Source organism: Robbsia andropogonis (genome assembly GCF_000970345.1).
Taxonomy (GTDB): domain Bacteria; phylum Pseudomonadota; class Gammaproteobacteria; order Burkholderiales; family Burkholderiaceae; genus Robbsia; species Robbsia andropogonis.
The window spans coordinates 174,293-194,511 of the sequence record NZ_LAQU01000009.1 but is presented as its reverse complement, the minus strand read 5'-3'; the positions used below and the strand labels follow the sequence as shown (position 1 = coordinate 194,511).

Below are 20,219 nucleotides of genomic sequence, written 5' to 3'. Positions count from 1 at the left end.
GCGGTTCGACTCCGCGGAGGCCCACCAAACACAGTAAGAAAAGCCACCTTCGGGTGGCTTTTTGCTTTGAGGCGTATTTGTGGCCCCCGTGGCGTCCTCCGGCGAGCCGATATCGACCGGACGGTAAGTGTTTTTCAGATACCTTTTTTATCTCATTACAGCGATCTTGCTGTTCGTGACAGGTGCATTGCGCCAGCCATTGTCTGCGCTCTTATACATATAAACCCTAAAGAAAAATTGCTCCAGCATTCAATTGGAAATGCCGTTAAGGAACCAAACAATTCTACTTGGCTTGGGGGCGGCAATGCGCAATATGAAGGTATCCACGCGTCTTACTATCGGTTTCGGTTTGCTAACGGCGCTGGTGCTTACCGTGGCGGCAATCGCCTTCTATGGTTTGTTGCGGTTGGATGCCCAATTCGATGCCGTTGCACGCGTACACAACGCCGAAACGCGATTGGCCAACGAACTGCGTGCATCCATTCTGGATCGCGCGATTGGCGTCCGGAACATGGTCCTGGTTACCGACCGACGGGATAACGCGCAGGACGCCGAGCGCATCAAGAAACAGGAACAGGCCTACGCCGACGCGAACGAGAAATTATCGCGTCTGTTCGCGGAGGAACCCACGACAACGGAACGCCAACGCGCCCTTCTTGTGGCACTGAAGCAGGACGAAGCTGCGGCGTTGCCCCCGATGCGAAAAGCGATTGAACTCGCCCAGTCTAATGATTTCGCGGGCGCTACCCGAGAACTCCTTCAGAATGCGCGTGCCCCGCAACGCGTTTGGCTCGACCGCACGATCGAATTGGCCAGTATCGAGGATCAGTTGAATGTTAAAGCGCAGCAGCAAGCGGAGGAGACCCTCTCGAGCGTTCGCAAATCTATTGCCCTTATCGTGACGATTGCCGTGGTAATTGCGAGCGTGACCGCAACGTTGATCACCCGTAGCATCTTGCGGCAGCTCGGTGGTGACCCCGCACTCGCCCAGCATGCTGCAGCACAGATCGCAGAGGGCAACCTGATGATTGATCTGCATTTGACACGCGGTGATTCCCGCAGTCTCATGGCCTCACTGGAGGCGATGCGTGTCAGGTTGACGTCGATTGTCCAGGACATCAAGATCTCCGCCGAGTCGATTTCAGTCGCGGCGGGCGAAGTGGCGCAGGGAAATGTCGATCTGTCGCAACGCACCGAAGAGCAGGCTGCGTCGCTGGGTGAGACCGCTGCCAGCATGGAGGAGCTGACCGCCACGGTAAGGCAAAACACCGATAATGCCCGTCAGGGCAGTACGCTGGCGGTGACCGCATCCCAGACGGCGCTGTCGGGAGGGGACGTGGTCAAGCAGGTGGTCAGCACGATGGACGATATTTCCACGAGTTCGAGCAAGGTCACTGAAATTATCTCCGTGATCGAAGGTATTGCATTCCAGACAAATATCCTTGCGCTCAACGCCGCTGTCGAGGCGGCACGCGCCGGCGAGCAAGGCCGGGGGTTTGCCGTGGTCGCTGGTGAGGTGCGCACCTTGGCGCAGCGCAGCGCGGTGGCGGCGAAGGAAATCAAGGAGCTGATCGAGAAATCCGTATCGCATGTGAACAATGGCTCCGGGTTGGTGCGGGACGCCGGGCAGACGATGGGTGAAGTCGTACGTTCAGTGAAACGCGTCACCGACATCATGGGCGAAATCGCTTCTGCATCAACGGAACAAGTAACGGGTATCGAGCAAGTGAACCAGGCGGTGGCGCAGATGGACAGTGTCACGCAGCAGAACGCAGCGCTGGTCGAGCAGGCATCGGCGGCGGCGCAGTCGATGGCCGATCAGGCAAAAAACCTGAAAGCCGTGGTCTCCGTGTTCAAGGTCGATGCAAGGTGACGTGCGGTATAGACGCCTGGTTGTTGGTGTGAAATGGTTTCATGTCGATGCGAGATGCCTGCCGGTTCCTGGCTTCGACAAACAACATGAAGTGACGTATAAGGCACCTGGACGGGTGCCGTGGCAGCACGACTGTCAGGTCACGTTGACCGAATTGGAAAAGCATGGGCATGCTTACCGATCGCATCCTACGCGGAAAGGCTGATCAGCCTTTCCAATGATCTATCCGGGAAAATTCTTGCTCTCTCCTGAATTGCTTCGCTATCCTCTATAAATGAGGTGCGCCGTCACAGCGTGCCGTTTAGGCGTCGTGGGCCGATCGATCCGCGCGTGCAGGCGACGGCAATAAGCAAATGAGAGGCCGACGGACGGGATGCAGATTTACGGTGCCATAATGGGCTACCTGATAGCCATGCGCGGCTTTACCCGCGCAGCCTGGCAGCGTTTGAAGGCGAGGGGGCGCAACAGCCGGAACCATGTCAATCCATGGCGTATTGGCACGTTGATTCTGCAAAATGACGATATCCGGCCTGCCCTCTTTGGATAGCACCCGGGAAACGATGGCGCGGTACGATGCCGCCCAGGTTCGCGCCAAAATTGTGCGGCAAGGCGCTGCGTCTTGTCGGAATTTGCCGTAAATTGGCGAGATGCGATGATCGGATGGGATAAGGTTGGCTAAAAAATCTCAAAATTGCCCCATCTTGGTGAATGACGGGCTCGTCCAGGCGGGCATGCCTTTCGCTTAGACAGGACTCTCCATGCAAGGCAGGCCACAGGCCAAAGGCGTAACGATGCGAATTTACGACGAAATGCAGGAGACCGGCGCCGCCATGATCGCGGGCCATGTGAACACGGAAGGAGGGATCAGGCGGCACTACCAGCGTTTCCATCAGTGGTTGCAAGCGCAGCCTGCCGAAACGATTGCCCGGAAACGGGCCGAGGCGGATCTGCTGTTCCGCCGCGTAGGTATCACGTTCGCGATGAACGGGGACTTGCAGGGCACTGAACGCGTCATTCCCTTCGATATGATTCCGCGGATCATCCCGGGTGACGAGTGGCGCCGACTGGAAGCGGGGCTGCGGCAACGTGTCAAGGCGCTGAACCTGTTCATCCACGATATCTATCACGACGCCAATATCGTCAAGGCGGGTATTGTTCCCGCGGATCAGGTCTTCACCAACGCGCAGTATCGCCCCGAGATGCAAGGTGTGGATGTGCCTCTCGGCATTTACGCCCATATTGCGGGTGTCGACGTTGTCCGCAACGGCGATGACGGCGAGTTCTATGTGTTGGAAGATAACCTGCGGGTGCCGTCAGGTGTCTCGTACATGTTGGAAAATCGCAAGATGATGATGCGGTTATTCCCCGAGCTGTTCGTGCAGAACCGTGTTGCACCCGTGGCCCATTATCCGGATCTGTTGCTCGAAACGCTCCGGTCCGTTGCGCCGCCTGGCGTCGACGAACCGGTAGTGGTCGTGCTGACGCCGGGCATGTACAACTCGGCGTATTTCGAGCACTCGTTCCTGGCGCAGCAAATGGGCATCGAATTGGTCGAAGGCAAGGACCTGTTTACCGAGGATAACTACGTATTCATGCGGACCACGCAAGGTCCGCGCCGCGTGGATGTGATTTATCGCCGGATCGACGATGATTTTCTCGATCCGCTCGGGTTCAGACCGGACTCCGCACTCGGGGTGCCGGGACTGCTGACATCCTATCGCGCCGGGAAGGTGGTTCTAGCGAACGCGATGGGAACCGGTATTGCCGATGACAAGTCGATCTATCCGTATGTTCCGGAGATGATTTCGTTCTATCTGAACGAAGCACCGATCCTGAAGAATGTGCCGACGTTTCAGTGCCGCAAGCCGGAAGATCTGGCATACACGCTTGCGCATTTGCCCGAACTCGTCGTCAAGGAAGTACACGGCGCGGGTGGCTACGGCATGCTCGTCGGCCCGGCATCGACGCACGAGGAAATCGAGGCGTTTCGTGCGCTTTTGCTGGCAAAGCCCGCCGGATATATTGCGCAGCCGACGTTGTCATTGTCAGCTTGCCCTACCTTCGTCGATGCCGGCATCGCACCGCGGCATATCGATCTGCGACCGTTCGTGTTGTCGGGGCGTGATGTGACGATGGTCGCCGGCGGCTTGACCCGTGTCGCGTTGAAGGAAGGGTCTCTGGTGGTGAATTCGTCGCAAGGGGGCGGAACGAAAGATACCTGGATGGTCGACTGAGCCGATTCGCGACGCCGCTCACGCCTTACGCACGCAGCGGCAATACGCGCGCTATTCTGCGCACCGACAGCAAGAACAGAGACAGGAAAGACGACCATGCTGAGCCGAACAGCGGACCACTTGTTCTGGATGGCGCGCTACATGGAGCGCGCTGAAAATACCGCCCGGATGCTCGACATCCACTTGAAGGGGGCGCTGTTGCCACAAACCGCGGAAGCGGAAGCCGAAGCCCAGCGCGAAATGCTGCGGATATCGGAACTCGAGGGCGCGTTTGCCGAGCGCCACGGTGATGCCCCGCCGACGTTGGCGGCGGTATTGGAGTTCATGGTCGCCGATGCGTCGAATCCGTCGAGCATCCGTTCGTGCCTGTATGCGGCACGTGAAAACGCCCGCGCGGTGCGGGGGTCATTGACGACGGAAAGTTGGGAAACGCTGAACTTCACCTGGCTGGATTTCTCGGACCGCCTGGTGCGTGACGAACTGACGGCCAATCCGGAGGCGTTGTTCGAATGGGTCAAGTATCGCTCCCACCTGACCCGCGGCGTGATTTCCGCAACGGCGCTGAAGGATGATGCGTTTTATTTCATACGACTCGGTATCTTCCTGGAGCGGGCCGACAACACCGCGCGTATCCTCGATGTGCGCTTGTCGGACAGCACCTTGACGCGCGACAACGCGCGTCAATTGGAGGATTTTTACTATTGGACGTCGGTGCTCAGTTCCGTGTCGGCGCTGGAGATTTACCGAAAGGTGTACCGTGATGTGGTGACGCCGTCGCGCGTGGTGGAATTGTTGATTCTCAACGCGCAGATGCCGCGCTCGCTGCTGGCGTCGCTCGACGACGTATGCGAAATGTTGGCCCTGCTTCGGACGCCGGGTTCCGCGGAGTGCGAACGTTTTGCCGGAAAGCTCCGCTCGGAACTGTTGTACGCGGATATCCAGCAGATCTATGCCACCGGGCTGCACACCTACCTGACCCAGTTTCTGAAGCGTGTCGATGAACTGGGCATGCGTGTGATGCAAACCTACTTGATGTTGCCGCTGGTGTAAGCGGCAGGAGACGGAACCATGCAGTTGAACATTCGTCACGATACCCGTTACCGTTATGCCACGCCCGTCCAATACTCTATCCAGCAATTGCGCCTGACGCCGGAAACGAACAGCGCACAGCATGTACGGCACTGGTCGATCGACGCGCCCGGAAAGCTGGACGCCACGCGCGATGCCTATGGCAATATCCTGCACACCCTGGTGTTGAACCGTCCGCATGAACAGATCGTCTTTGCGGTCAGTGGCGAAGTGGAGACGGTGCCGCTGCGTGACGGCTGGCTATCGGACGGCCCGGGTCGCATCCCGATCGCGCACTACACCTGTGCCACGCCTTTGACCGAAGCCGACGATGCCATCCGGGCGATGGCAAGTACGCATTCGTCGCTGCGCACGCCGGCGGATCTGATCGCGCTCGCCGAAACGATCTCGGGGCGCGTGCGCTACATGCCAGGCGTCACGATGGTCACCAGCACCGCCGCGCAGGCCCTGGCGTTGGGTAACGGCGTCTGTCAGGATCATGCGCATTTGATGTTGGCATGTTGCCGGGAACGGGGCGTGCCGGCACGCTATGTCAGTGGCTATATCGATCCGGGCGATGTGCCCCATGCCGCAAGTCATGCATGGGTCGATGTCTGGCTTGACGGCGGTCCACAGGGCGCGGGTTGGGTGACCGTGGACGTGACACATGCGGTATTTGCCAGCGAACGCTATTGCCGCCTTGCGGTAGCACGCGATTTCCAGCCCGCCTCGCCGGTGCGAGGCTCGCGCATCGGTGGAAGGGATGAAACACTTGAGGTGGCAGTGTTCGTCGACGTCGGAGGGGCGGCGCGCAATCCCGCCGCGAACGGCCTGGGCAACGGGATTGGCAGTAGCGTCGGCATGGCGCAACAGTGATCGCTTCACGCGAACGGCAGTTGCGCATCGCGCCTGTGATGCATCGGCGCGCCGTTCTACAATACCGGATTGAACGAAGGCGGCGAGGTAGGCGGAGATGACATATTGTGTGGCGCTGTGTGTGGATGAAGGGCTGGTCTTCCTGTCCGACACGCGCACCAATGCGGGCGTGGACAATGTAAGCGCGGCGCGAAAGATGGCTGTGTTCGAGCAGCCCGGTGACAGGGTGCTGACATTGTTGTGCGCCGGTAACCTCGCATTGACGCAGGCTGTCGTGCAGCGGTTGACCGAGGGCGCTTCTCCGGAAGCGTTGCAGGATGGCGAGCGGGCAATGCGCCGGACTGGGCAGGGCAATGCGCCGGTGTCGATGGCACCATTGGGTCAGCAAGCGATCCCGACGGAGGCGGTCACCGTGGCGGTCAGCACCACGGATGCCTCGTCTTCCCTCCCGGCGACCCCGGTGACGTTGTGGACGGCTTCGTCGATGTTTGAAGCTGCCCGGGTCGTGGGGCAGGCCGTTCGCGATGTCTATAAGCGTGATGCGCAAGCGCTATCCGAATTCCAGGTCGAATTCAACTGCAGTTTTATCCTGGGCGGCCAGATCGGTAGCCAGAAACCCCGTTTGTTCATGATTTACGCCGCGGGCAATTTCGTCGAGTCCACGGACGCCTGCCCGTTTTTTCAGATCGGCGAGTCCAAATACGGCAAGCCGATCATCGATCGCGTGGTGACGCCGAAGACTTCATTGGACGAGGCCGCCAAATGTGCGCTGATCTCCATGGATTCGACGCTGCGCTCGAATTTGTCGGTAGGTTTGCCGTTGGACCTGCTGGTCTACGAGCGCGATGCGTTGCGGGTCAGCCGATTTGCGGTATTGGACCAGGACAACGCGTATTACCAGATGATTCATCGCAGTTGGGGCGAGCGACTGCGACAGGTGTTTGGTGAAATTCCCAATCCAGTCTGGACCGATGTCGACAGCGCACCGTTCCATGAACGACTTGACGGCGGTGTCAGCCAGGCACTGCGCTCTCACACCGGCCATGCACCGCAGGATCCCGCGGTACCAGGCGGTGCCCTGGCGAACGGCGGTGAAGAGAGTGCCCCGGCGCAAACACTGGCGCAATCCGAGCGGGGTCTGCCCACGCAGAGTTGAGCAATCGTCATCTGGTCGATCGCCTTCGATTACCCGTGGGCAATGCTATCGAGCCCGCCGCGAGCGTGTCAAAAGGCGGGGTGCCTTGTCGGTGGCCTCGCGCCAGCGGCGACGACGCGCATACGCCCACACGCGTCGACCGGGTACAATCCCGCCATTCCGAACCCTTCCTTGATCACGCTATTGTCGCCATGAGCCAATCGACCCTTTCCGCCGCTCCCACCCCATCCGTCTTGCCCGCGTTTGGCACACCATTGAGCGGGTCCGCGTTGCGCGTCATGCTGCTTGGTTCCGGTGAATTGGGTAAGGAAGTGGTCATTGCGCTGCAGCGCCTGGGCGTGGAAGTGATCGCGGTCGATCGCTACGAGAACGCGCCGGCCCATCAGGTCGCCCACCGGTCGCATGTCATCGCGATGACCGACGGCGCGGCGTTGCGCGCGGTGATCGAAGCGGAGCGCCCCCATCTGATCGTGCCGGAGATCGAGGCAATCGCCACCGACATGCTTGCCGAGATCGAGCGTGAAGGGCTGGCGCGCGTGGTCCCTACCGCGCGTGCCACGCAATTGACGATGAACCGCGAGGGGATTCGCCGCTTGGCCGCCGAGGACCTGGCGTTGCCGACCTCGCCTTATGCGTTTGCCGATACGCGCGAAGCGCTCGAAGCGGCGATCGACGCCGGCATCGGCTATCCGTGCGTGGTGAAGCCGGTGATGTCGTCATCGGGCAAGGGGCAATCCGTGCTGCGCTCCGCGGCCGATCTGGACCCTGCGTGGGCGTATGCGATGGCAGGTGGACGCGTTGCCGGTACGCGGGTCATCGTCGAGGGCTTCATCGACTTCGATTACGAAATAACGCAACTGACGGTACGCGCGGTAGGGGCGTCGGGTGCCGTTGAAACCTTCTTCTGCGAACCGATCGGGCATCGCCAGGTGGACGGCGACTACGTGGAATCCTGGCAGCCTCAACCCATGAGTCCGGTCGCGCTTGCCAAGGCCCGTGATGTATCGCACAAAGTAACCGAGGCACTGGGTGGCTGCGGTCTATTCGGCGTGGAAGCGTTTGTAAAAGGCGACGATGTCTGGTTCTCCGAAGTCAGTCCGCGTCCGCATGATACCGGTCTGGTAACGCTGTGCACGCAACGCTATTCCGAGTTTGACCTGCATGCACGCGCGATCCTGGGCTTACCGGTGGACCCGTCGCTGCGTGAGGCTGGCGCGTCCGCGGTGATCTATGGCGGCATGGAAGCGCAAGGGATTGCCTACGATGGCGTCGCCGATGCGTTGAAGGTGCCAGGCGCGGACCTGCGGTTGTTCGGCAAGCCGGAAAGCTTCAAGAAGCGCCGCATGGGCGTGGCGGTTGCCACCGGGTCGACGACGGATGAGGCACGCGAGCGTGCCCGCACTGCCGCGGCTCGGGTCAAGCCGCGCCGTGTCGAATGACGCCAGCGCGGGGCGGGGAATACCCCCGCGCGCAAGTATTTGAAATTCCCGGTGTTACAATAGCCTCCATGTGCCGCATGCCACCGGCATGCCCGCGGCCGTCCACCAGGACAGCGCGCGATTTTGATGATTTCAGGGCCGGCGCCGATCTTTTCACGCTTCGACTGTGAAGCGTCGTTGATCCACCGCTGACCGCCCTATACCTATTTCCATGTCCGAGTCAGGAATTTTTCCGGTTCACGGCAGCGGCGAGAACGCCACGCCGTCCGAGACCGATAACACGAACGCCGCATCCGCATCGTTTGTAAAGGCCGCTCCGTCCACGGTTGCTCCTCCACCAGAGACGGGTACCGAACTGCCTGCCAGTCCGGCCGCGGATGACGTGGCGCCAGTGATCTCGCACGTTGGGGACGTGGTGGAAACCGTCCCGACGGTGGTGCCCGATGCGGTGACGTTCGCAACGTTCGGCTTGCATCCGAAACTGCTCCAGGCGGTGACCGAGCAAGGCTACACGAAGCCCACGCCGATCCAGGCGCGCGCGATCCCGGTGGTGCTGACGGGCAGCGACCTGATGGGCGCGGCGCAGACGGGTACCGGCAAGACGGCCAGTTTCTCGTTGCCGATCATCCAGCGGTTGATGCCGCAGGCGAACAACAGCACCTCTCCCGCGCGCCATCCGGTGCGCGCGTTGATCCTGACGCCGACGCGTGAGCTCGCGGACCAGGTGGCGGACAATGTCGCGGCCTATGCAAAGCATACGGACCTGCGCAGTCTTGTTGTGTTCGGCGGTATCGACATGCAGGGCCAGGCGCAGGCACTGCGAGGCGGTGTCGAGATCCTGGTGGCAACGCCGGGTCGCCTGCTTGATCACGTGCAGCAGCGTAATGTGCAATTGGGCCAGGTACAGATGCTGGTGCTGGACGAGGCGGACCGGATGCTCGACATGGGCTTCCTGCCCGACCTGCAGCGCATCCTGAATCTGTTGCCTGAAAACCGCCAGACCTTGTTGTTTTCAGCAACCTTTTCGAACGATATCAAGAAGCTGGCGTCGACTTACCTGCGTAATCCGACGACGATCGAAGTGGCGCGTAATGCGACCGCATCGACGGTCCGCCAAATACTGTTCGAGGTGGACGAAGCGGACAAGCCGCGGGCGGTGACGCAGTTGATCCGCGCGCGCGATCTGAAGCAGGTCATTGTGTTCTGCAACAGTAAGCTGGGAGCGGGTCGTCTGGCGCGGACCCTCGAGCATGACGGCATCGTTGCTTCGGCGATCCACGGCGATAAGTCACAGAGCGAACGCATGCAGGCGCTGGAAGCGTTCAAGAAAGGCTCGTTGGCGGTCTTGGTCGCCACCGACGTGGCGGCACGTGGACTGGATGTGACCGATTTGCCCGCGGTTATCAACTACGATTTGCCGTTCAATGCGGAAGATTATGTGCACCGGATTGGCCGCACCGGTCGCGCCGGTGCGTCGGGCGACGCGTTGTCTTTGTGTTCGAGCAAGGATCTCCGCCTGCTCGCGGACATTGAAAAAATGATTGGACGTCCGCTCCAACGCGAGACGCTCATGCTGCCCGCATCGCCTGCGCGTGAGCGCGGTGATCGATCACCGCGCGATGGCCGAGCGAGCAGTCTGCGCGAACCCCGTGACGGCGCCGATGCCCATTCGCGCCGCGAGGGTGCGTCTGGGCATCAAGGCCGTGGCCTCTACGGGGATGGGTCGGGCCGTGGGACGGATCGTCGTCCGCGACGTCACGCTCCCATCGACGACATCTTCACTCGGCCGTATGAGCCGATGGTGAAGCCAACGGATGCATCCAGTGCAACAGCGTCTGACGCGTCGCTGGATCACGGCAAGCGCACCACCGCGAAGCGGCCGCTGGCGGCCTTGCTCGGCGGCCTGGGTATGCCGCGCAAGCCGGACTGATCGGCGCTTCGCCGCCGGGTTCCGATCCATTTCGCAGATGCGGGCTGCAACGCCCCTTCTGATCACGCCGAGGGGGAAGGCATTGGGGGGGGTGTCTCCCCGGATGACCTTGGTATTGCCACGACGGTAGCACCTCCGAAGCGTTGTCGCCATGCCATAACGGCTTCGTCCAGTAGACGCGTTCGACCCTCCGCCATAATTGCTTCAGCATGGGGTGGCGTGTTCGCGTTCCATTCCTCTAGCAACGGTATCGTCGGCAAGCCCATTTCCTGCTGTAGAAAACGCAATGCGTCGCGTAATGCCGCATCAATGCCGGGGGCGTCTCGCGGTAGCGCCTCGGCACCTGTTTGCTTGCTCAATTTCTCGCCGCGTGCGTCGTTCAGCACTGGCACATGAAGATAACGTGGCGTGGGGACGCCCAGACATTGCTGCAGGTAGATCTGCCGGGGCGTGGAATCGAGCAGGTCGGCGCCTCGGACCACATCGGTCACACCGGCGGCCGCATCGTCGACAACGACTGCCAATTGATAGGCCCACAACCCGTCGCCACGCCGCAGCGCGAAGTCGCCAACCTCGGCGGCGAGATCCTGTGACTGCGCGCCATGCCAACGGTCGACGAAGTGAAAGCATGCCGCGGTGCCTTCCGGTACGCGCAAGCGCCAGGTACGCGGCGCGCGACCATGCAAGCCATGGCGGCATGTACCCGGATAAGCCAGCGTTGCGTGTCGATGGCGCGTGTCATGGTGCGCCAGCGCATCCGCGATCTCGCGTCGGGTGCAGCCGCAGGGATAAAGCAGGCCGCTCGCGCGCAATTGCGCAAACGCGGTTTCATAGGCCTGGTCGCGATCGTGCTGCCATACTGGCGGGGCGTCGGCGTGCAGCCCGTAGGCGGCCAGCGTGGCGAGGATGTCGTCGGCGGCACCAGGGACGCTGCGCGGTTGATCGACGTCCTCGATGCGCACCAGCCAGGTGCCGTCGTGTGATTTTGCATCAAGCCAACTGGCAAGCGCGCTGATCAGTGAGCCGGCGTGCAATGGCCCTGTCGGGGAAGGGGCGAAGCGTCCACAATAGGGGCGCGGCGCGGTCGACCGCGATGACGGCATGCGGGCTCCCGGCACGCCGTCATCGCGGTGCGGATTACTGTTCGAATGCATCCGAGGTTGCCGCTGCGCGGGAGACGGGTTGCAGTGCCGGCGTCAGCGCTTCCCGCTCATCGAAGACAAAGCAGGCGCCGTTGTAATGCGCGCCGCCGACGTGTTCGAAATAACCGAGAATGCCGCCTTCAAGCTGGTACACGTCATTGATGCCGTTGTTAGCCATATGAATCGCAGCCTTTTCGCAGCGAATACCACCAGTACAGAAAGAGACGACCGTTTTGCCGTCGAAGGTGTCCCGATGCGTCTCTACCGCGTCCGGGAAGTCACCGAATTTCTCCAGTCGCCAGTCGATCGCGCCCTCGAACGTGCCGTGATCGATTTCAAAGCCGTTACGCGTGTCTAGCAGGACCACGGGCCGGCCGTTGTCGTCGTGTCCGCGATCGAGCCAGGTGCGTAACGTCTCAGGCGACACGGACGGTGCACGACCGGCTTCGGGGCGAATCGTTGGGTGCCGCATCGTAATGATTTCACGCTTCAGCTTGACCCGCATTTTTCCAAAAGGCGGATGTTCCGAAAGGCTTGTCTTGAACGTCAACGGCGTGAGACGGCCTTCGAACAGCGGATCGTCGCGCAGGTAGCCGATCAGGGCATCCGTCTGCGGCTGCGCGCCGGCGATAAAAAGATTGATGCCCTCGGGGGACAGCAGGATCGTGCCGCGCAGTTGCAAGGCATCACAGCGTTCGCGCAGCGGCGCGCGCCATGCGGCGGGGTCCGGAATGGACACAAAGAGATAGCCGGCGAGGTTGACGGTACGCATCGGTAAGAAGCAGTAAACGGGGTTCAATTCGACATTATCTCGCAACAAGACCACGCATGGGATCGGATTGGAGCCCTACGCGCTGTCCCGGCGTCGGTACGCCACGCGCGCATCACGCTGAAAGTATGTTCCGGTGATGTGCCGGCAGGTACAATACGCGCTATGTCAGAACCTCGTTTTATTCATCTCCGCCTCCACTCCGAATATTCGATCGCAGACGGTATCGTCCGCCTCGATGACGCGATCGCTGCTGCCGCGAAAGACGGCCAGGGCGCGCTCGCGCTGACGGATCTCAGCAACGCGTTCGGTCTCGTTCGCTTCTATAAGGCCGCGCGCAGTGCGGGTGTCAAGCCGATTGCTGGCGCCGACGTCTGGATCACGAATCCGGCCGATCGGGACAAGCCGCATCGGCTGCTGCTCCTGGTACGCAATCGGCAGGGATATCTGAACCTGTGTGAGCTGCTGTCACGAGGCTCACTGACGAACCAGTATAAAGGCCGTGCCGAGATCAGGTCGGAATGGCTGGCGAACGGTTTTGCCGAGGGTCTGCTGGCGTTGTCCGGCGCGCAGGGCGGCGATATCGGGGCGGCGTTTGCCGCGGGCAATCCCGAGGCGGCGCGGCGTTGCGCGACATATTGGCAAACGGTGTTTCCGGATGCGTTTTATATTGAATTGCAGCGTGCCGGACAGCCAGGCGAGCAATCGTACATCGCCCAGGCGCTCGCCCTTGCCGCCTCGCTGAATCTGCCCGTTGTCGCCACGCACCCGGTGCAGTTCATGACGCCGGACGATTTCACGGCGCATGAGGCACGTGTCTGCATCTCGGAAGGCGATCTGCTGGCGAATCCAAAGCGCGGCAAACGCTTTACGCAGACACAGTATTTCCAGACGCAGGCCGCTATGGCGGCGTTGTTCGCCGATTTGCCGTCCGCGCTCGACAATACGGTTGAAATCGCCAAGCGGTGTAATCTGACACTCGAACTCGGCAAACCGAAGCTGCCGCTGTTCCCTACCCCCGATGGCGTGTCTCTCGACGACTTTCTCGTGGCGGAGTCGCGCGCGGGCCTAGAAAAGCGGCTGGCGTTCCTGTATCCAGATGAAGCGCGGCGTGAATCCGAGCGCCCGCGCTATGCGGCGCGTCTCGAATTCGAGGCGAATACCATCATCAAGATGGGCTTTCCGGGTTACTTCCTGATCGTTGCGGACTTCATCAATTGGGCGAAGACCAACGGCGTGCCGGTGGGACCGGGTCGAGGATCGGGTGCGGGTTCGTTGGTCGCGTACGCGTTGGGGATCACGGACCTCGATCCCCTCGAATACAACCTGCTGTTCGAGCGGTTCCTGAATCCGGAGCGGGTATCGATGCCCGACTTCGACATCGATTTCTGCCAGGAAGGCCGCGATCGTGTGATTCAGTATGTCAAGCGCAAGTACGGTGCCGACGCGGTGTCGCAGATCGCCACTTTCGGGACGATGGCGGCAAAGGCCGCCGTGCGCGACATCGGGCGGGTGCTGGATCTCGGCTACAACTTCACCGATAGCGTCGCCAAGCTGATACCGTTCAAGCCGGGCAAGCACGTCACGCTAGAAGACGCGATGAAGGAAGAGCCGCAATTGGCCGAGCGGTATGACGCGGAAGAAGAGGTGCGCCAGCTGTTCGACCTTGCCCAGCGCGTCGAAGGACTGACCCGAAATGTCGGCATGCATGCGGGCGGCGTCTTGATCGCGCCGGGCAAGCTGACGGATTTTTGCCCGCTTTACACGCAGGGCCCCGCCGGCGAAGGCGAGGAGAGCGGGGTCGTCAGCCAATACGACAAGGATGACGTCGAAGCGGTGGGGTTGGTCAAGTTCGACTTCCTGGGTCTGACCACGCTGACCATCCTGGATTGGGCAGAGCGCTATATCCGCCGACTCGACCCGTCGAAGGCAGATTGGTCGTTGGCACAGGTGCCGCTGACGGACCCTGCGTCGTTCCATATCCTGAAAAAGGCGAATACGGTCGCCGTATTCCAGCTGGAAAGCCGCGGCATGCAGGGCATGCTGAAAGATGCGCAGCCGGACCGTTTCGAGGACATCATCGCGCTGGTGGCGCTGTATCGTCCGGGCCCGATGGATCTGATTCCGAGTTTCTGCGCCCGAAAACACGGTCGCGAGAATGTCGATTACCCGGACCCACGCGTGGAGTCCGTGCTCAAGGAGACCTATGGGATTATGGTCTACCAGGAGCAGGTGATGCAGATGGCGCAGATCATCGGAGGCTACTCGCTGGGTGGCGCCGATCTGCTGCGTCGGGCGATGGGGAAGAAGAAGGCCGAGGAGATGGCGGAGCATCGGGCATTGTTTGCCGATGGTGCCGCGAAAAACGGCCTGAGCGCGGAAAAGGCCGGTGAAATTTTCGATTTGATGGAAAAGTTCGCCGGCTACGGTTTCAACAAGTCGCATGCCGCCGCCTATGCCTTGCTGGCCTATTACACGGCATGGTTGAAGGCGCACCATCCGGCCGAATTCATGGCGGCCAATATGAGCCTCGCGATGGACGACACCGATAAGGTGAAGATCCTGTACGAGGACTGCATCAGCGCCACGAACAACTTGAAGGTGCTCCCGCCGGACATCAACCTTTCCGCCTATCGCTTTGAGCCTGTCGCGGAGGCGCCGGACGCGGATGGCAAGCTGCAACGGTCGCGAACCATTCGATACGGTCTGGGTGCGATCAAGGGTAGCGGGCAAAACGCCATCGAGGAAATTATCCGTGCGCGTGATGAACGGCCGTTCCGCGATCTGTTCGATTTCTGCGAGCGCGTGGACCGACGCGTCGTCAATCGTCGAACCGTTGAAACGTTGATCCGCGCGGGCGCCTTCGATGCATTGCACGACAACCGGGCGCAGCTACTGGCTTCCGTCCCGTTGGCGATGGAAGCCGCCGATCAGGCGGCGGCCAACGCCTTGCAGGTTGGGTTGTTCGATCTGGGCGGGGAAGCGCCGCCGCACGAACTGATTAAAACCGCGCCATGGAACGACAAGCGCCGCTTGCAGGAAGAGAAGTCATCGCTTGGCTTCTACTTGTCGGGGCATTTGTTCGACGCGTACAAGACGGAGGCGCGTCGGTTCACGCGTCAGACCATCGGCGAGTTGACCGAAGGGCGCGACAAGATCATTGCCGGGATCATCGTCAGCTTGCGTACCCAGATGACGCAACGTGGAAAAATGGTGGTGGCGCTGCTCGATGACACCACCGGTCAGTGCGAAATCACGATTTTTAACGAGCTTTTCGACGCAAATCGTGAACTGTTGAAAGAAGACGAGTTGCTGGTGGTCAGCGGCAGTGCACGCAATGACGCATTCACGGGTGGTCTTCGCTTTACCGCGGAGTCGTTGATGGATCTCGAGCGCGCACGAAGCCGCTATGCCCGGGCAGTACGCCTGTCGGTGCGTGGCATCGGCGCCGCAGGCGAAGCATGCAGCATCGGTGGCAAATGCACCACAGTGGTGAATGGCGAGGTGGGAAGTCGATCGGGGAGCGGAAACGTGCAGCCGACCGCGGACATCGCACGTCTGAAGGATATTCTTGTCACCTATCGCGCGCCCGACATGATGGTCACGGCAACAGAGGGTACGTTCGCCGAGGCGGATGTAGGCGGCTATCGAGCCGGTGGGAATGGGTTGGGTGGCAGGCAGGGGGGCGGCTTTGGTGGCGGGGCGGGACGTGGCCGACAGTCGCGCGATGTTGCGCCGGCGCGCACGGGTTTGCGGGTTGAGATACGCTATGTAGGCAAAGACGCTTATACGGAGCTGGCGCTCGGCCACGCGTGGTGCGTGAAACCGAACGATGAATTGATGTCGGCGCTGGCGGTGGCATTCGGCCGGGATGCAGCGGAAATATCCTATTGACCCCCTCTCGGATCCGCGAGGCACGCATGAATATTGCAATCGCATGCAACGCTTTCAAACAAAGCGGTGGGCTTGAACGTTATGCGTTGGACGTGGTGCGCGGGTTGAATCGCGCAAACGTTCGACCGATCGTCTTCGCGCGCAGCTTTGATGACAGGCTCCTTCGCGAGTGCGCCGTGGACCCTGTGCCGATCAATGTGCGATGGCTGCCCGGGAAGCTACGTGACCAATTTTTCGCCCGCCGCGTTGCTGCGCTGCGACAGCAATATCGGGTCGATCTTCTGATCGGTGTCAATCGGACCGACTGTGCTGAAATTGCGATTTGCGGTGGCACGCATCGGGGCTATCTGCGCTCGCTCGATCGAGAGCCAACGTGGAGCGATCGACGGCAGATCGCCCTCGAGTCGTCACAATACGCCCACGCCCATACGGTGGTTGCCCACTCGGAAATGATGGCGCACGAACTCCGTAGTCTCTATGGTATGCCGGATGAGAAGGTCAAGGTGCTTTATCCGCCGGTCGATCAAGTAAATTTCCGAACCCTCGATAGCGTGGCGGGGCAAGCCGAACGTCAGGCTTGGCGCGCCCGGCATGGCATTGGTGACGACAAGATTGTCTTCCTGTTTCCCTCGAATAGCCACCACCGCAAGGGCTATGCTCGCCTTGCCGCGTTTTTTGCGAAAACCTCGCTGCCAATTGTGCTGGCGGTGGTGGGCCGACCGATACCGGACACATCCGACGCCATCCGGTATCTCGGTTATGCATCGGATATCGCGGAAGCCTACCGCGCCGCGGACGTGACGATCCTGGCATCCCGTTACGAACCTTTCGGCCTGGTCGGTGTCGAATCGTTATTATGCGGTACGCCGGTTGTGCTGGATCGCCGTATCGCATGTACCGAGGTGTTGCCATCGTCCGATTGCTACGTCTTCGATGGTGACATTCCGGATGATCTGGCGCGCGCGGTCACCGCGGCAATGCAGCGATGCCTCGCCCGTCGCACGAAGGTGCGTGATATGGATACCCAGGCATCGTTGGACGATTCGACAAGCCTGCCGGTGGGATATGACCCCAATATCGATCAGCACGTCGCCGCCTTGCTGTCCTTGATTCCGCCGCGTCGACATACTCCTGTGGGGCATCACGGTGAATCGAACGCATTCCGGCCACGTGCCACCGCTTGACGTACTAAGACATCGACTTTTTATCGTCTTTCAGTTTGGGCACGCTCTCCGCGCTGGGGTCGATGCCGGACGCATCGGGATGAACAGGCGACCTGACCGCGATCAGTTGCTCGCGTAAGCGCAGGAAACGATAGAAAACCGTCTGCGCGTTCATTACCGCAATCGTCAGTCCCGCGCCGCCATCGAGAAATCCTCGCTTCAAAAGATAGGTACGGGTGAAGGCCCACACCGCGCGCCACCACGCTTTGCCGATGCTCGGTGGGCGTGCCCCCGGCGCACGTTCGAAACGTTGGCGAGCGCCTTCCGCTGCGTATTGGTCGATCTTTCGTAATACGGTGTCGACATTGTCATAGCTGAAGTGCAGCAATTCGCCATCGAGCGTCCGGACAGGGGCGTCGTACAGCAAGCGCTCGTGTACACGGTCGTCGGAAAAACAGGCATTTCCACGCCGGAATACGCGCGGGATGACGTCAGGACGCCACCCGGAATGCTGAATCCATTGGCCGCAAAACGACGACACGCGATCCAGTGCATAAACAACAGGCGGCGCGTTGTCCGGTACCTCCATCGTGGAGTGGACGGACTGACAGTGTTGCTGTAACGAAGCGCGGAGCGTCTCAGAGACGATTTCATCGGCATCGAGGAGGAGAATCCAGTCGGTTGCGAGTAAAGCAATCGCGCGGTTCTTCTGTACCCCAAAGCCTGGCCAGTCCGGGGCCGTGATCACGCGTGCGCCACGGGTCCTGGCGATGTCCACGGTGTCGTCGGTACTCGATTGATCCAGCAGGACGATATCATCGGCGAAGTCAATCGCGTCCAGGCAGGCGGCAAGGTGCCGTGCAGCGTTACGGGTAATCAGCGCCACACCTAACGTGCTGCGTTCCGGTGCGCTCGCGGGCACTTCCATCGGTGGCGTCGGCATCGGCTTACCGGGGGTGTCGCGAGGATTCGACAGCACCAGCGTCGTGCGCGGCATCGCTATCGTGATAGGCCTGCACGGCGGTGAAGCGCCCCTCGCGATCACTGCCGGAATGGGCGATTTTTTCGAGGGTCGCGGTCATCGTCGTTCGCGCCACGGCGAGGAAGACAGCTGTCATGAAGACAAATATGGCGGTTTCCATCGAAATGATGAACATCGTCTCGGTCAACCCGAAGATGAGGTAGGAGAGTGGCGTGACCACGCCCATGGCCATAACGCATCGGACCTGACGAAATCGCGCATCCAGCAGCCAGCGCAGGCATGTCGCAAACGGCACGAGATACAGACATAACAATCCCAGGCCCCCGAAAGCGCCCGCCGTCGACAAGGCGAACAACATGTCGTTATGCGAATGTGGCAATCCGAGCAGCACGTCTGGAACCCGTCTGGCATGAACCATTTCGTTCAGCACGGGTATGAACTGATCGGTGCCAATGCCAAAAAGAGGATGCGCGGCGAACATCATCACGGAGGCGTGCCATACTTCGAAACGGATGCCGACGGGTGTGTCGAAGTGGTCGTAATGCAGAAATACCGCGATGTTGGAGAACGCCTCCGTCAGTCGCGGCCAGGCATGCCAGACACCGAGCGCTATCAGCGCGAGGATGGCGGCCGCAAGTCCGGCGCGTTGCACCCGAGCGTAGGTTGACGACGCGTGCGTACCGCTGCCGCCCTGATGCTCCGCATCACGGGAGCCAAGTGCCGCCAGCGCATACCAGCACAGCAAGCCAAGGAAAGGAATCGTCAACCAGCCGCCACGAGAGCCGCTTGCGATCGAACCACCCAGGGCCAACGCGAACGCAAGCAGTTTGAGTGTGTTTTCCACGAAGACGAGCCAAGGGCGGCGCTGATCCGCCAGCGTCCACCCAAGCGTCAGCAGGGAGAGGAAGCCGAACATCAAGGCGATATCGCTATACGGGATCGTATTGATCAGACCGATCTGCGCGACCCGGTCGACACCGTAATTCAGATAGATCTCACGGCTACCGCCGGCGATCGCCCCAGCGATCAGCCCCCATTGAAGGTGACGGACATGCTTCGCGCCAAGACGGCAGGCACAGGCCATGCAGGGGCCGAGCAGTGCGAAGCGTAACGGCAAGTCGAGATTGCGGGGCACCCATTGCCCACGCGCAAGCTCGCTGGCAACTGCGGCCGTGAATGGCAGGCAACCCAGGATCGCGATGTGCAGCAACGAGGGTCGCGTGAGTGAACCGATGTCCTTGCTCACAAGCATGGGCAGGCTGAACAGCCCGATGAGCGAGAACAGGAAAAGGCCGCCATTGGCCGCGCCTGGAATGTTCAGACTGGCGGCAGGGTAAAGCGTCGCCAGCACCAGCAAAATGATTGGTAAGGTCTGAGGCACGATGCGGCCAATTGTCGACGTGTGTCTACCGCGTTTGCCTTCGTATCGGTCGGCCGCGCTCCGCGATGTACGCTCTCTGGCATCGGCGGCGCGCGCGGGATCGCTCGTCAAAAATACGCCGGCAGGCGGAACGGGGAGCGTTTGGGGACTAGTCGCGGGCGAGTTCCGCGACGCCGAGCGAGGCAATGGAGAGGTTGTTTTACGGATCATGCGTTGGTCTGTTATCCACACCAAGTGTAGCATGGGCGTAATACGCGCAGCGCGCCGCATTACCGCATGGGATTGCGCTGATAGGGGTGACCGATATAATGG

General features: G+C 60.8%; 12 protein-coding genes and 1 pseudogene. 9 read left to right on the top strand and 4 right to left on the bottom strand.

What is annotated here, in order from left to right; genetic code table 11:
• The first annotated feature begins 304 nt into the window (after positions 1-304).
• The 7 genes from WM40_RS11440 to WM40_RS11400 all read left to right on the top strand — a co-directional run bounded on the left by WM40_RS11440 (position 305) and on the right by WM40_RS11400 (position 10,576).
• On the top strand, positions 305-1,873 hold the full coding sequence (locus WM40_RS11440) for a methyl-accepting chemotaxis protein (protein WP_082102590.1): 1,569 nt from the start codon (positions 305-307) through the stop codon (positions 1,871-1,873).
• Positions 1,874-2,664: 791 nt separating this feature from the next.
• The gene (locus WM40_RS11425; RefSeq protein WP_024902149.1) at positions 2,665-4,107 is read left to right on the top strand and encodes a circularly permuted type 2 ATP-grasp protein; all 1,443 of its coding nucleotides are present in this window, start codon (positions 2,665-2,667) and stop codon (positions 4,105-4,107) included.
• A 96-nt stretch (positions 4,108-4,203) separates the two neighbouring features.
• A complete protein-coding gene (locus tag WM40_RS11420) occupies positions 4,204-5,157 on the top strand; it encodes an alpha-E domain-containing protein (RefSeq protein WP_024902150.1) in 954 nt (317 codons plus the stop codon).
• Between the two features lie 18 nt (positions 5,158-5,175).
• Entirely contained in the window at positions 5,176-6,051 is an 876-nt protein-coding gene (locus WM40_RS11415) for a transglutaminase family protein (protein ID WP_024902151.1), read from the top strand.
• Between the two features lie 97 nt (positions 6,052-6,148).
• Positions 6,149-7,207 (top strand): peptidase, encoded by a 1,059-nt coding sequence (locus tag WM40_RS31360; RefSeq protein WP_024902152.1) that lies wholly within the window; start codon positions 6,149-6,151, stop codon positions 7,205-7,207.
• 191 nt (positions 7,208-7,398) lie between these two features.
• Positions 7,399-8,646 carry a formate-dependent phosphoribosylglycinamide formyltransferase gene (purT, locus tag WM40_RS11405; protein WP_046152921.1) on the top strand — a complete coding sequence of 416 codons (1,248 nt, stop codon included), beginning with the start codon at positions 7,399-7,401 and terminating at the stop codon, positions 8,644-8,646.
• Positions 8,647-8,857: 211 nt separating this feature from the next.
• Entirely contained in the window at positions 8,858-10,576 is a 1,719-nt protein-coding gene (locus WM40_RS11400) for a DEAD/DEAH box helicase (RefSeq protein WP_082102588.1), read from the top strand.
• A 134-nt stretch (positions 10,577-10,710) separates the two neighbouring features.
• Here WM40_RS11400 and gluQRS read toward each other — a convergent pair.
• Both gluQRS and WM40_RS11390 read right to left on the bottom strand, forming a co-directional pair.
• Positions 10,711-11,679: pseudogene (gene gluQRS / locus WM40_RS11395) on the bottom strand (tRNA glutamyl-Q(34) synthetase GluQRS); the annotation flags it as partial.
• A 34-nt stretch (positions 11,680-11,713) separates the two neighbouring features.
• Positions 11,714-12,490, bottom strand: coding sequence for a sulfurtransferase (locus tag WM40_RS11390; RefSeq protein WP_024902156.1), 777 nt, complete (start codon positions 12,488-12,490; stop codon positions 11,714-11,716).
• Positions 12,491-12,652: 162 nt separating this feature from the next.
• On the opposite strand from WM40_RS11390, the gene dnaE reads away from it, so the two are divergent.
• Both dnaE and WM40_RS11380 read left to right on the top strand, forming a co-directional pair.
• Positions 12,653-16,381: a DNA polymerase III subunit alpha gene (gene dnaE / locus WM40_RS11385; RefSeq protein ID WP_046152890.1), complete on the top strand. Its 3,729-nt coding sequence runs from the start codon at positions 12,653-12,655 to the stop codon at positions 16,379-16,381.
• 26 nt (positions 16,382-16,407) lie between these two features.
• On the top strand, positions 16,408-17,565 hold the full coding sequence (locus WM40_RS11380) for a glycosyltransferase family 4 protein (protein WP_024902158.1): 1,158 nt from the start codon (positions 16,408-16,410) through the stop codon (positions 17,563-17,565).
• 4 nt (positions 17,566-17,569) lie between these two features.
• Here the strand turns inward: WM40_RS11380 and WM40_RS11375 are convergent, their stop codons facing one another.
• Positions 17,570-18,472, bottom strand: a complete 903-nt coding sequence (locus WM40_RS11375; RefSeq protein WP_082102609.1) for a glycosyltransferase family 2 protein — start codon at positions 18,470-18,472, stop codon at positions 17,570-17,572.
• 19 nt (positions 18,473-18,491) lie between these two features.
• The gene (locus tag WM40_RS11370; RefSeq protein ID WP_046152889.1) at positions 18,492-20,018 is read right to left on the bottom strand and encodes an O-antigen ligase family protein; all 1,527 of its coding nucleotides are present in this window, start codon (positions 20,016-20,018) and stop codon (positions 18,492-18,494) included.
• Positions 20,019-20,219: the final 201 nt, after the last annotated feature.